Origin of the sequence: Marinobacter sp. Hex_13 (assembly GCF_001566815.1) — a bacterium.
GTDB lineage: Bacteria > Pseudomonadota > Gammaproteobacteria > Pseudomonadales > Oleiphilaceae > Marinobacter > Marinobacter salarius.
The window spans coordinates 22,361-35,378 of sequence record NZ_LSMM01000041.1 but is presented as its reverse complement, the minus strand read 5'-3'; the positions used below and the strand labels follow the sequence as shown (position 1 = coordinate 35,378).

Below are 13,018 nucleotides of genomic sequence, written 5' to 3'. Positions count from 1 at the left end.
ACACGCATTTTAAGGGGGAGTGTTGCCCGGTACAAGGAAGAGGCGGTTTTGCCGTGCTTTACGGGACACAAATTAATGGAATCCGGCGGGCGATTTATGGTATAAACGCGCCCGCTGGAAACAAATCCGGCAAATTCGCACACACGTCGGCACGTTGTCCCAGGGTGCCTGCTCATGTTGTCTCTATATAAAGGCGACGGAGCCAGGTTGGGGCAATCGGACGTGTGGAGGACTAACCCGAAGCTAAAAAGGTAAATATCATGGCTCAGGTAAATATGCGTGACCTGCTGAAAGCAGGCGCCCACTTCGGTCACCAGACTCGTTACTGGAACCCGAAAATGTCGAAGTTCATCTTCGGCGCTCGCAACAAGATTCATATCATCAACCTTGAGCAGACTGTTCCTGCCATGAACGATGCGTTGAACTTCGTTCATAACCTCGCGGGCAACAAGAACAAGATCCTGTTCGTTGGCACCAAGCGTGCGGCGGCCAAGATCATCAAGGAAGAAGCACTGCGCTCCAGTCAGCCATACGTGAACCATCGCTGGTTGGGCGGCATGCTGACCAACTACAAGACCATTCGCCAGTCAATCCGTCGCTATCGCGACCTGGAAGCACAGAGCCAGGACGGTACGTTCGACAAGCTGACCAAGAAAGAAGCTCTGGATCGTACCCGCGAAATGGACCGTCTTGAGCGTTCAATCGGCGGTATCAAGGACATGGGTGGCCTGCCGGACGCCATGTTCGTGATCGATGTTGACCACGAGCGTATCGCCATCAAGGAAGCCAACAAGCTGGGCATTCCTGTGATCGGCGTTGTTGATACCAACAGCGACCCTGACGGCGTTGATTACGTGATTCCGGGCAACGACGATGCCATCCGCGCGATCCAGATTTACGTGCAGGCCGTTGCTGAAACCTGCATCGAAGCGGCCCAGTCTGCCGGTGCCGGCGCTGACGAGTTTGTAGAAGTCAGCGAAGACGCGGAAGGTGCTGCTCCCGCTGCGGAGTAATAGTTCCTTCGCGAACAGGTTGTAGGGTGTGCCCGTGGTTTACCTCCGGGCACACCGGTCCAGAATTCGGAACAGTTAAGAGGAATGAACATGGCTGCAATTACTGCTGCAATGGTCAAAGAGCTTCGTGAGCGCACCGGCCTTGGCATGATGGAATGCAAAAAGGCATTGGTGGAAGCTGGCGGAAGCGTTGATGCCGCAATTGAAGAGCTGCGTAAGTCTTCCGGCCTGAAGGCTGCCAAGAAGGCGGGTCGTACCGCTGCTGAAGGTGTTTCCCTGATCAAGGTGTCTGACGACAACACTGTCGCTTACATCCTGGAAGTGAACTCCGAGACTGATTTTGTTGCTCGTGATGACAACTTCATGAATTTCGCCAACGACGTTCTGAATGTTGCGTTTGAGAACAGCAGAACAGACGTTGCCGAACTGATGGAAGGCGATCTGGAAGCCAAGCGTGAAGCGCTGGTTCAGAAGATCGGCGAGAACATCACCGTTCGTCGTATCGTACGGGTGGAAGGCCCGGTTGTGGGTGCTTACGTTCACAGCACCAACAAGATTGCGTCTGTTGTGGCCCTCACCGCAGGCAGCGCTGAAGTTGCTCGGGACGTTGCCATGCACGTTGCCGCTGTTAACCCGCGGGTTGGCAAGCCGGAAGACATGCCGGCCGACGAGCTTGAGAAAGAAAAAGCGGTCATCAAGGCCCAGCCTGATATGGAAGGCAAGCCTGCTGAAATCGTCGAAAAGATGATGGGTGGCCGGATCAAGAAATTCCTGGCGGAGAACAGCCTGGTCGAGCAGCCGTTCGTCAAGAATCCTGACCAAAGCGTGGGTCAGCTGATTAAGGACAACGGCGGTGAGCTGGTTAGCTTTGTTCGCCTGGAAGTCGGTGAAGGTATCGAGAAGGAAGAAGTGGATTTTGCGGCAGAGGTCGCTGCTGCGGCAGGTACCGGCAAGTCCTGATCCTTCTGACAGGTGCCAGGGCGATGTCCGGGGCACCTTCCAAGTCTGCCACGTTAGCCGGAATTTTCCGGTTCTCGTGGCGGGCTTGTATCTGAGATACCCCTTTTTATTGAGGAGTATGTCAGATACAAGCCTGAGAAGCTTGTCCTGCCAGGCACCAAGCCAGACACATAGAAGGGGATCCTCATGCCGAAGTCGTCCAATACCCAGCCCAGATACAAACGCGTCCTGCTCAAACTCAGTGGTGAAGCCTTGATGGGCGAGCACGATTTTGGCATTGATCCAAAAGTGCTTGATCGGATGGCATTGGATATTGGTTCGCTCATTGGCATTGGTGTTCAGGTAGGCCTGGTCGTTGGCGGCGGCAATCTGTTTCGCGGTGCGGCGTTGAACGCCGCTGGCATGGACAGGGTGACCGGCGACCATATGGGCATGCTGGCAACGGTCATGAATGGACTGGCTATGCGTGACGCCCTGGAGCGATCCAATATCCGTACCCGGGTTATGTCCGCCATCCCTATGAGTGGTATTGTTGAGCATTATGATCGCCGCCGGGCGGTACGCGACCTGAAAGACGGCGATGTGGTGATTTTCTGTGCAGGCACCGGTAACCCGTTCTTTACGACCGACTCAGCCGCTTGTTTGCGGGGGATCGAAATTGAAGCGGATGCCGTGCTGAAGGCAACCAAGGTTGATGGCGTTTATTCCGCCGATCCCTACAAGGATCCGACTGCGGAAAAATACGATCGTCTCACCTATGACGAAGTGCTGGACAAAAAGCTGGGCGTGATGGATCTGACCGCTATATGTCTTGCGCGAGATCATGGCATGCCTCTCCGGGTCTTCGACATGAACCGCTCTGGCGCGTTGACCCGTATCGTGACCGGAGAGTCGGAAGGCACACTGATTGAATAATCTGATTGAGACATTTTGTACAACGAATCCGAGGACGCTGCAGTGATTGACGATATTAAAGCTGATGCTGAAAAGAAGATGAAGAAAAGCCTTGAATCCCTGAGCTGGGCTTTCAACAAGATCCGTACCGGGCGAGCACATCCGTCCATCCTGGACAGCGTAACCGTGGATTACTACGGCCAGGAGACACCGCTCAAGCAGGTGGCGAGCGTGAACGTCGAGGATAACCGTACGTTGGCTGTGTCGCCCTGGGAGAAGCCGCTGTTACCGAAGATCGAAAAAGCGATCATGATGTCGGATCTGGGTCTGAACCCGTCCAACAACGGTGAGGTTATTCGAATTCCCATGCCGATGCTGACCGAGGAAACCCGTAAGGAAATGGTCAAGCAGGCCAGGGCTGATGCGGAGCACGGCAAGGTTTCCGTCCGCAACGCGCGTCGTGATGCCAACAGCACGCTGAAAGAGCTGCTGAAGGAAAAAGACATCAACGAAGACGAAGAGCGTTACGGTGAGGAAGAAATCCAGAAGTTGACTGACCGTTATATCGCTGAGATCGAGAAGCAGCTCAAGGCCAAGGAAGAGGACCTGATGGCTGTCTGATCAGCCGGTCCAATTCAGCACAATGATCAGCCGGTGCCATTGCAGTTGTCCGGTATCGGCTGAACAGGGGATTGCATGACGGAAAGTGTATCCGCAGAGATTCCGGTTTCGGCTGGTAGCCGGCCCCGGCATGTGGCCATTATCATGGATGGTAACAATCGCTGGGCCAAAGCCCGGCGACTGAAAGGTGTCGCCGGCCACAAGGCCGGCGTGAAAGCAGTGAGATCAGTGGTTGAAACCTGTGCCCGGGAAGGGGTGGAGGTACTTACCCTGTTTGCGTTTTCCAGCGAGAACTGGCGCCGTCCCGAGGATGAAGTGTCGGCCCTGATGCGCCTGTTCCTGTTTGCGTTGGAGCGGGAAGTCAAAAAGTTGCACCGCAACGACATCTGCCTGCGCATTATCGGCGATCGCTCCGCGTTTAGTACAAACCTGCAGGAACATATGGAGCGCGCCGAGGCGCTTACTCGCGACAATACCCGGATGACGCTGGTTATCGCCGCTAATTATGGCGGGCATTGGGATATCACCCAAGCCAGTCGTAAAGTGGCTGAGAAGGTCCGTTCTGGAGAGCTGGCGCCCTCCGACATCACCGATAACCTTATTCAGCAACATCTGTCTATTGGTGACTTGCCCATGCCGGACCTGATGATTCGTACGGCTGGCGAGCAACGCATCAGCAACTTCATGCTCTGGCACCTGGCCTATACCGAACTGTATTTTTCTCCCGTTTACTGGCCCGATTTCCAGGCGCAGGAAATGGGGCAGGCGTTGCAGGCATATGCGGGTCGGAAACGCCGTTTTGGTCAGACAGACGACCAGATAGCCAGCGTTTCGTCAGAACAATAACGACAAGATAGCGAACGATATCGTGCTTAAAACCCGTATTATTACCGCGCTTATCCTGGCCCCCATCGCGATTGGCGGAATTTTCTTCCTGCCGCCCCTGGGGTTCGCCCTGTTTACCGGGGCCATTATTACCGTTGGTGCCTGGGAGTGGGCCAACATGTCCGGCCTGACTGCGCCCGCGGCCCGTGTTGCATATGCCCTTGTGGTCGCGGCGGTGCTGTACGGACTGCTGAACGTTCCGGCAGTTGCGGTGCTTTGGCTGGCATTGTTCTGGTGGGTACTGAGTTTCCTGCTGGTAAGAAACTACCCCGGTGGTTCAGAGCGCTGGGGCGGCGTGCCTGCCCGTGCCCTGATGGGCCTGTTGGTGCTGGTTCCCGCGTGGGTAGGGCTTAACCATCTTCGCACTGGCGGCTTTCAGTTCGGCGACAGTGCCAATAACCTCCTACTGATTCTTTATGTTTTCTGCGTGGTCTGGGTCGCGGATATCGGCGCCTATTTTGCCGGCCGTGCGTTTGGCAAAGCGAAGCTTGCACCCAGGGTCAGTCCGGGAAAATCCTGGGCGGGTGTCTGGGGTGGTCTGGTGGCGGTCGCGATCTTCGCAATTGTGATCAGTGTGCTGGCCTCAGCCACCACCATGCAGTTGCTGCTTCTGGTTGTTGCCAGCCTGATTACCGGTGCCGTTTCCGTGCTTGGCGATCTGCTGGAAAGCATGCTGAAACGTTTCAGGGGTATTAAGGATAGCAGTCAGCTATTGCCGGGCCATGGCGGTATCATGGACAGAATCGACAGCCTGACGGCTGCCATCCCGGTGTTCGCCCTGATCATCACGCTGATGGGTTGGTTGACGACGGGGCAATGGTGACTATTGTGAAACGTCGTGTTTCGATACTTGGTGCGACGGGCTCCATTGGCCTGAGTACACTCGATGTGATTCGTCGCCACCCGGACCGGTTTTCGGTTTCAGCGCTAACCGCCAGTACCAGTGTCGACAGCATGGTGGAACTCTGCCATGAGTTTCGTCCCAGGTATGCGGTCATGGCCGATGAAAATGCGGCTGAAGCGTTGTCCCGTGCGTTAAGTGATTTGCCTGCCGTCCTGGTTCTCGGCGGCTCGGAAGCGTTATGCCAGGTTGCGGGCGATGATGATTCCGATACGGTTATGGCGGCGATCGTTGGAGCCGTGGGATTACCGCCTACGCTTGCTGCAGTGAGGGCGGGTAAGCGCGTTTTGCTTGCCAACAAGGAAGCACTGGTTATGTCGGGCAAGCTGTTTATGGATGCCGTTCTGGCGTCGGGTGCAGACGTTCTGCCGATCGACAGCGAACATAACGCCATCTTCCAGTGTATGCCGCCGGACAAGATCCGGGATACCCGTGGTGCGGGTATTACTCGCATTCTGCTTACTGCCTCCGGTGGGCCGTTTCGTACTCACTCGGCCGAATCCCTGCGCAATGTGCTGCCTGCCGAGGCCTGCAATCACCCCAACTGGTCGATGGGGCAGAAGATCTCAGTCGATTCCGCGACCTTGATGAACAAGGGGCTGGAGCTGATAGAAGCATGCTGGCTGTTCAATACCACGCCGGAAATGATTGAAGTGCATGTCCACCCGGAGAGCATCATTCATTCGATGGTTGAGTACGCCGATGGGTCCGTTCTGGCGCAGCTTGGTAGTCCCGACATGCGCACACCCATTGCTAACGGTCTCGCGTGGCCCGAAAGAATTGAAGCCGGCGTTGCTCCGCTGGATCTGTTTCGCATCGGGCAGTTTCACTTTGAGCGCCCGGACCTGGAGCGCTTTCCGTGCCTGAGGTTAGCAGCGGAGGCGTTCCACGAGGGCGGAACGGCACCAGCGGTAATGAATGCTGCGAACGAAGAGGCAGTGTCGGCCTTTCTTTCCGGTAACCTGTGTTTTGCGGATATCCCCCTTATCATAGAGCGTACGTTGGCAGCCACCGAGGTTGTACCGGCAGACAGTTTCGATACCATCTTCGCGAAGGATGCCGAGGGCAGGGCTGTCGCACGGGAACAGATACAGGCGCTGGCTGTCTGAACCATGCGAGTCCTGAGAGGCGGTTCTATCATCACCAACAGAGAGCATTATGCAGATCGTTGAAACCGTATTGGCGTTGATACTCACGCTGGGCATTCTGGTGACGCTCCATGAAGCTGGTCACTTTTGGGTGGCTCGCCGCTGCGGTGTCAAGGTTTTGCGGTTTTCTGTTGGTTTCGGGAAGCCTCTGTTTTCGTGGTACGACCGGCAGGGCACCGAGTTTGCGGTTGCGGCGATCCCTCTCGGTGGCTACGTGAAAATGCTGGATGAGCGGGAAGGGCCGGTGCCCGAAGAGCTCAAGGATCAGGCGTTCAATGCCAAGCCCCCATCGAAACGTATCGCTATTGCTGCCGCTGGGCCCATAGCGAATTTCCTGTTTGCCATTGCTGCCTACTGGCTGCTCAGCGTGGTTGGTTTCACCACGGTTGCGCCCATTGTAGGCGACGTCAGTCAGGGGAGTGTCGCGGAACGGGTCGGGCTCACCAGCGGCATGGAAATCCACCAGGTCGACGGCCGTCGTGTGACATCCTGGCGCGACGTGAACATGCGCTTGCTTGAGCGCACGGGTGAGTTTGGTGAGGTAACCATCGATGTCTCGCAGAACGGTAACCGCGGGACTCTGCGGGGAGCTCTGGATGGCTGGAGTCTAAGTGAGGACACGCCGAACCCGTTGAATGAGTTTGGTGTGACGCCCTGGCGGCCCGACGTACCGGCAGTGCTGGGGGAGATATCACCGGGTGGCCGGGCTGAGGCCGGCGGGTTGAAATCCGGCGACCGAGTGGTTGAGGTGGACGGCAAGCCAGTAGCGGACTGGTTCGAACTGGTGGCTTTCATACGCGAGGCGCCCGAAAAGCCCCTGGAGCTAACGGTCGAACGCGATGGCCGCATGGAACAAATCCGTGTGACGCCCGCGGAAAGAACGGCAGACGATGGCAGTGTTACCGGTTTTGTGGGTGCGGGTGTCAGCGAGGTGACCTGGCCTGATCACGTACTCAGGGATGTCAGTTATGGTCCCCTGGCAGCGATTCCCAACGCGGTCTCTGAAACCTGGGGTGACACTCGATTGACTCTGGTCGCGATCAAAAAAATGGTGACCGGATTGCTTTCTCCCACTAACCTTAGTGGCCCGATTACCATTGCCAGGATAGCGGAAGCCAGTGTAAGTTCCGGTTTCGAAGACTTTATTCGTTTTCTTGCCTACCTCAGTGTCAGTCTTGGGGTGCTGAACCTTCTGCCAATACCGGTTCTTGATGGTGGGCATATTGTCTATTACACCATTGAAGCCATCCGCCGGAAGCCTCTATCAGAGCAGGCCCAGGCGTTCGGACTGCGTATTGGAATGGCAATGATCCTTACATTAATGGTGTTTGCACTTTACAACGACCTGATGCGGTTGTGAGAATTGCGAACTCCTTACGCGCATCAACAGGCGAAATTATTGAATGAGACGTTCTCTTCTGGGTATAGCTGTAGGCTTGGTAGTCGCCACCTCAACCATAAAACCGGCACTGGCTGATGAATTCACCGTATCCGATATCGAGGTAGAAGGCCTTCAGCGGGTATCCGCAGGGACGGTATTTTCCGCATTTCCCGTTTCGATCGGGGAGCCGGTCGATGAGGTGGAGCTGTCCGATGCGATCAAAGACCTGTTTCGCACCGGCCTGTTTACCGATATCAAAGCCAGCCGTGATGGTGGTGTGCTGATCCTTACGGTTCAGGAGCGACCTTCAATCACGTCCATAGACATTGAAGGCAACAAGAACATTGAAACCCCCATGCTGATGGATGCGCTATCCGGAGCGGGTCTCCAGGAGGGGCAGGTATTTCGCAGGGCGACCCTTGAGCGACTGGAGCTTGAGATTCTCCGGTCCTACATCAGTCAGGGTCGTTACAATGCGCGGGTGAAAGCCACCGCCGAGGACCTTCCCCGCAATCGCGTTGCCATCAAGCTGGACATTAACGAAGGTACGGTTGCGGCTATCCAGCACATCAATATTGTGGGTAACGACGCGTTTGACGACGAGCGGCTGCTGGATCTGTTTGAGCTCCAGACCACCAGTTGGTGGAATTCCATCACCAGTGCTGACAAGTATGCCCGGGAGCGCCTGAGCGGCGACCTGGAGTCACTGCGGTCCTTCTACCTTGACCGCGGCTACATCGACTTTACGGTTGAGTCCAGCCAGGTCTCGATTTCTCCCGACAAGAAACAGGTTTTTATTGCCATCTCGTTGAACGAGGGGCCTCAATACACGGTGTCAGACGTCAACCTGCGCGGTGAGCTGATCGTACCTGAGGAAGAGCTGCGGGAGCTTATTCCCATTGAAGAGGGCGACGTGTTCTCTCGTTCCCGGATGACGGCGATTTCGGAAGCGCTTTCCCGTCGTCTTGGCCGCGAAGGTTATGCGTTTGCAAACGTGAATGCGGTGCCGGAGCCTGCCGATGACAATACAGCGTCAGTAACCTTCTTCGTGGAGCCTGGTAAGCGGGCGTATGTCCGGCGCATCAATTTTGATGGCAACGTCTCCACCCGGGACGATGTGTTGCGCCAGGAAATGACCCAGATGGAAGGTGGCGTCGCCTCCACCGACCGGATCGAATTCTCGAAAACAAAGTTGGAGCGACTTGGCTTCTTCGAAACCGTCGATGTGGAGACGGTTCCTGTGCCCGGTACGGATGATTTGGTGGACGTTAACTATTCCGTGGCGGAACAGGCAACCGGCAGTCTGTCGGCGTCTGTCGGCTTCTCGCAGGCCTCCGGGGTAATCCTGGGCGCTAACGTGTCCGAGAACAACTTCTTTGGCAGCGGCAAGCGTGTCTCCTTTGGCGTCAACGTCAGTGACTCCATCAAGAGTGCCAATTTTTCCTACCAGGACCCATACTACACCGTGGATGGCGTCAGCCGTGGTTTCAGCGTGTTTGCCCGTGAAACCGACTTTGAAGAACAGGATATTTCCTCTTACCTGCTGGATGAGTACGGCGGCCGCCTCACCTTCGGTTATCCTACGGACAACATTACCCGCCTTAATTTCGGGCTTGGTTATACGTTGTCCAAGGTGAAGGAGGGTGCATTCACCTCAGAAGAGGTCAAAACCTTCATTGATGAAGAAGGCAACGATTTCAACAATTATTTCCTGTTCGGTTCGTGGCGGCGCAGCACACTAAATAGGGGTGTGCTTCCAACGGACGGCTATAGCCTGTCGTTATCCGCTGATGTAGCGGTGCCCGGCAGCGACCTGACATTCTATAAGCTGAATCAGAAAACCGAGTTCTACCAGCCACTGAATGATAATCAGACCTGGGTATTCAGGGCGCGTTCGGAGATTGGTTACGGGGACGGTTACAACGGCCGAAGCGTGATGCCGTTCTACGAGCACTTCTACGCCGGTGGATATGGTTCGGTGCGCGGATATGAGGCAAACTCTCTCGGCCCGCTTGCTACCAATGCGCCGAACGACTTCTCCGATCCGGACCCCTTCGGTGGTAGCTTGTTGACGGAAGGCAGCCTGGAACTGATTTTCCCCACACCGTTTGCTGGGGATACCCGTTCCATGAGAACCGCGTTCTTCGTGGATGCGGGGCAGGTTTTTGATGCCGATAGGAATTTTGATCCGGCCCTGGATGAAATTCGCCTGTCGGCCGGTGTAGGATTCCAGTGGATCACGGCAGTAGGACCGCTGGCGTTCAGTCTTGCCAAACCTTTGAACGACAAGAGCGGTGATGACACTCAGGTGTTCCAGTTCTCCCTCGGCCAGACCTTCTGATCGTCAGGGCCGGAGGGGGTGCGAAAGACAATGATAAACAGGAGAAACAACATGTTCCGATATTCCGTTGCAGCGATTCTGTCAATGCTGCTGATCGCATTCCCGGCTGCTGCCGAAACCAGAATAGGTGTGGTTGACCTTCGCCAGGCCTTGTTCTCGTCCAGCGATGCGCGCGCGTTCAGCGAGACACTGCAGAAAGATTTCGCTGGAGAGGAAGCCAAGGTTCGTGAAGCCCAGGAGGCCGCCCGCAAGCTCAAGGAACGGCTTGAGAAAGACGGTGCCATGATGAATGAGTCCGAGCGCCAACAGATGGCTGCTGAGTTCCAGGAGAAAGTTAAGGAATTCAATTTCCTCAAGCAGCGCCTGGACTCCACTGTGGCCAATCGCAAGCAACAGTTCCTCGAAGAAGCCCGCCCGGAGGTAGACGCAGCGGTTAAGGAGCTCCTGGAAGAGAACAATCTGGACATGATCCTGCCCAGCGAGGCGGTGGTGTATGTCAAGCCTGAAATGAATCTGACAGAAGAGTTGCTAGAGAAACTGGACCGCTGATACGGAGGGCCGGATAATGGCCCGCCCGGATAAACCTTGTGGAGCTGACAATGACAAAGCGTTCGTACCGGCTGGGCGACATTGCTTCTGAGCTTGGCGCGGAGCTCAAGGGCAATCCCGATACGGAAATCAACGGGCTTGCGACGCTTCAGGCGGCTTCTCCGGGCCAGATAGCCTTCCTGGCCAACCCGTCGTACGGTCGCTACCTGACGGAGACCAGCGCTTCAGCGGTTATACTCTCGCAATCGACTGCGGACCAGTGTCCTACCAACGTCCTGTTACTGGATAACCCCTACCTCGGCTATGCTCGCCTGAGCCATTGGTTTGACCCGGCGCCAGTTCCAGAGCCTGGTATTCACCCGTCGGCCGTTGTGGCGTCTTCCGCGAGGGTCTCGGATACGGCCTGCATCGGCCCTCAGGCTGTTATTGAGGCTGAGGCTGTCGTGGGCGAAAACGTTGTCGTGGGCGCCGGCTGTGTTATTGGAGCCCGGTGTCAGATTGGCGAGCAGACTATACTGCGTCCACGGGTAACCCTGGCCCACGATATCGTTATGGGGAAACGTTGCCATATCCTCAGTGGTGCGGTCATCGGTTCCGACGGTTTCGGGTTTGCTAATGAGAAAGGAGCCTGGCATCGAATAGCCCAGCTTGGCCGGGTCATTCTGGGGGACGATGTTGAAGTGGGTGCGAACACCACAATTGATCGGGGAGCCTTGGACGACACGATCATTGGCGATGGCGTGAAGCTCGATAACCTGATTCAGATTGCGCACAACGTCAGTATTGGTGATCACAGTGCCATGGCGGCGATGGTGGGTATCGCGGGTAGCACACGTATTGGCAGCCACTGTGTTTTTGGCGGCCAATCGGGTGTGGCAGGGCACCTTACGATTGCGGATCAGGTCCACCTGACCGGCATGACGCTGGTTTCTGGTGACATTCGGGAGCCCGGCGTGTATTCGTCTGGAACCAGCGCCGACAGCAACCGGCAATGGCGTAAAAATGCTGTGCGTTTCCGTCAGCTTGATGCCTTGGCGCGTCGGCTTAAAGAACTGGAAAAGAAAATGGAAGGCTGAGGCCGCTACTGATGATGTATATCGACGAGATCATGGAATACCTGCCCCATCGCTACCCGTTTTTGCTGGTTGATCGGGTAACAGAGCTGGAAAAAGGACAATTCATCAAGGGCTATAAGAATATCTCCCTTAATGAGCCTTTTTTTACCGGCCACTTTCCCAATAACCCCATTATGCCGGGCGTGCTGATCATCGAAGCCATGGCGCAGCTTTCAGGTATTCTCGGCTTTGTGACGGTTGGCCGGAAACCCTCAGACGGCGTGGTACAATACCTGGCTGGTTCCAGTAAAGCGCGTTTCAAGCGCCCCGTGGTGCCGGGGGACAGGCTGTGCATGGAGTCACAGGTTATTTCCGGAAAGCGTGGAATCTATAAATTCGAGTGCCGCGCACTGGTTGATGATGAAGTCGTCTGTGTGGCAGAAATATTGACCGCTGAGAGAGAAGTTTGATGGCGACAAAAGAATGGTCGGGAGTCCATCCTCAGGCGATTGTGGACCCCTCTGCCAAGCTTGCCGACAACGTAACGGTTGGCCCATGGAGCTACATCGGCCCGAACGTTGAGATCGGAGAGGGGACTGAAGTGATGTCCCACGTGGTCATCAAGGGCCCAACGAGAATCGGCCGCAATAACCGCATATTTCAGTTTTCCAGTGTCGGGGAAGAATGCCAGGACAAAAAATACGCGGGTGAGCCAACCACGCTGGTTATCGGTGATGACAATATCATCCGTGAGAACTGCACCATTCATCGGGGCACGGTTCAGGATCGTGGTGAAACCTGTATCGGCAATGGCAATCTGCTCATGGCCTACGTGCATGTGGCGCATGACTGCATTATTGGCAATAACACCATCCTGGCCAATTGTGCGACATTGGCCGGCCATGTGTCCGTTGGTGACTTCGCGATACTGGGTGGCGGCACCATGGTTCATCAGTTCTGTCATATTGGAACCCACAGCATGAGTGCTGGTGGAAGTATTGTGCTGAAAGACATCCCTGCGTACATCATGGCAAGCGGGCAATCTGCACAGCCGTTTGGTATGAACGTGGAAGGCTTGCGCCGCCGTGGTTTCAGCAAGGAGGTGTTGTTGGCACTCCGTCGTGCTTACAAGGTTATCTATCGTCAGGGCCTGACTACGGAACAAGCCGTTGAAGAGCTCGAAAAAGCCTACTCCGATATTCCCGAAGTTACGCCCCTGATCGATTCCCTTCGTGGTGCACACCGCGGCATCATCCGCTAACCAGGGAGT

13 protein-coding genes are annotated in these 13,018 nt (G+C 55.7%); all 13 read left to right on the top strand.

What is annotated here, in order from left to right; genetic code table 11:
* The first annotated feature begins 260 nt into the window (after positions 1–260).
* The 13 genes from rpsB (at position 261) to lpxA (ending at position 13,009) form a co-directional block, all read left to right on the top strand.
* Entirely contained in the window at positions 261–1,013 is a 753-nt protein-coding gene (gene rpsB, locus AXW11_RS11035) for a 30S ribosomal protein S2 (protein WP_036206122.1), read from the top strand.
* Positions 1,014–1,103: 90 nt separating this feature from the next.
* Entirely contained in the window at positions 1,104–1,973 is an 870-nt protein-coding gene (gene tsf / locus AXW11_RS11030; RefSeq protein WP_036206125.1) for a translation elongation factor Ts, read from the top strand.
* 186 nt (positions 1,974–2,159) lie between these two features.
* Positions 2,160–2,888, top strand: coding sequence for a UMP kinase (gene pyrH, locus AXW11_RS11025; protein WP_007151790.1), 729 nt, complete (start codon positions 2,160–2,162; stop codon positions 2,886–2,888).
* Between the two features lie 42 nt (positions 2,889–2,930).
* Positions 2,931–3,488, top strand: coding sequence for a ribosome recycling factor (frr, locus tag AXW11_RS11020; protein WP_040474182.1), 558 nt, complete (start codon positions 2,931–2,933; stop codon positions 3,486–3,488).
* Between the two features lie 75 nt (positions 3,489–3,563).
* Positions 3,564–4,334, top strand: a complete 771-nt coding sequence (gene uppS / locus AXW11_RS11015; RefSeq protein WP_041335147.1) for a polyprenyl diphosphate synthase — start codon at positions 3,564–3,566, stop codon at positions 4,332–4,334.
* Positions 4,335–4,356: 22 nt separating this feature from the next.
* The gene (locus AXW11_RS11010; protein WP_091642428.1) at positions 4,357–5,196 is read left to right on the top strand and encodes a phosphatidate cytidylyltransferase; all 840 of its coding nucleotides are present in this window, start codon (positions 4,357–4,359) and stop codon (positions 5,194–5,196) included.
* Entirely contained in the window at positions 5,190–6,383 is a 1,194-nt protein-coding gene (gene ispC / locus AXW11_RS11005; RefSeq protein ID WP_174447637.1) for a 1-deoxy-D-xylulose-5-phosphate reductoisomerase, read from the top strand. Before AXW11_RS11010 ends, ispC begins: the two co-directional genes overlap by 7 nt.
* 49 nt (positions 6,384–6,432) lie before the next feature.
* Positions 6,433–7,782, top strand: coding sequence for an RIP metalloprotease RseP (gene rseP, locus AXW11_RS11000; protein ID WP_041335150.1), 1,350 nt, complete (start codon positions 6,433–6,435; stop codon positions 7,780–7,782).
* Positions 7,783–7,825: 43 nt separating this feature from the next.
* The gene (gene bamA / locus AXW11_RS10995) at positions 7,826–10,144 is read left to right on the top strand and encodes an outer membrane protein assembly factor BamA (RefSeq protein WP_036206138.1); all 2,319 of its coding nucleotides are present in this window, start codon (positions 7,826–7,828) and stop codon (positions 10,142–10,144) included.
* 51 nt (positions 10,145–10,195) lie between these two features.
* Positions 10,196–10,693, top strand: coding sequence for an OmpH/Skp family outer membrane protein (locus AXW11_RS10990; protein ID WP_041335153.1), 498 nt, complete (start codon positions 10,196–10,198; stop codon positions 10,691–10,693).
* A gap of 50 nt (positions 10,694–10,743) precedes the next feature.
* Positions 10,744–11,769, top strand: a complete 1,026-nt coding sequence (gene lpxD / locus AXW11_RS10985) for a UDP-3-O-(3-hydroxymyristoyl)glucosamine N-acyltransferase (RefSeq protein ID WP_036206901.1) — start codon at positions 10,744–10,746, stop codon at positions 11,767–11,769.
* Positions 11,770–11,780: 11 nt separating this feature from the next.
* The gene (gene fabZ, locus AXW11_RS10980; protein WP_036206143.1) at positions 11,781–12,218 is read left to right on the top strand and encodes a 3-hydroxyacyl-ACP dehydratase FabZ; all 438 of its coding nucleotides are present in this window, start codon (positions 11,781–11,783) and stop codon (positions 12,216–12,218) included.
* A complete protein-coding gene (gene lpxA / locus AXW11_RS10975; RefSeq protein ID WP_036206145.1) occupies positions 12,218–13,009 on the top strand; it encodes an acyl-ACP--UDP-N-acetylglucosamine O-acyltransferase in 792 nt (263 codons plus the stop codon). Before fabZ ends, lpxA begins: the two co-directional genes overlap by 1 nt.
* Positions 13,010–13,018 lie beyond the last annotated feature (9 nt).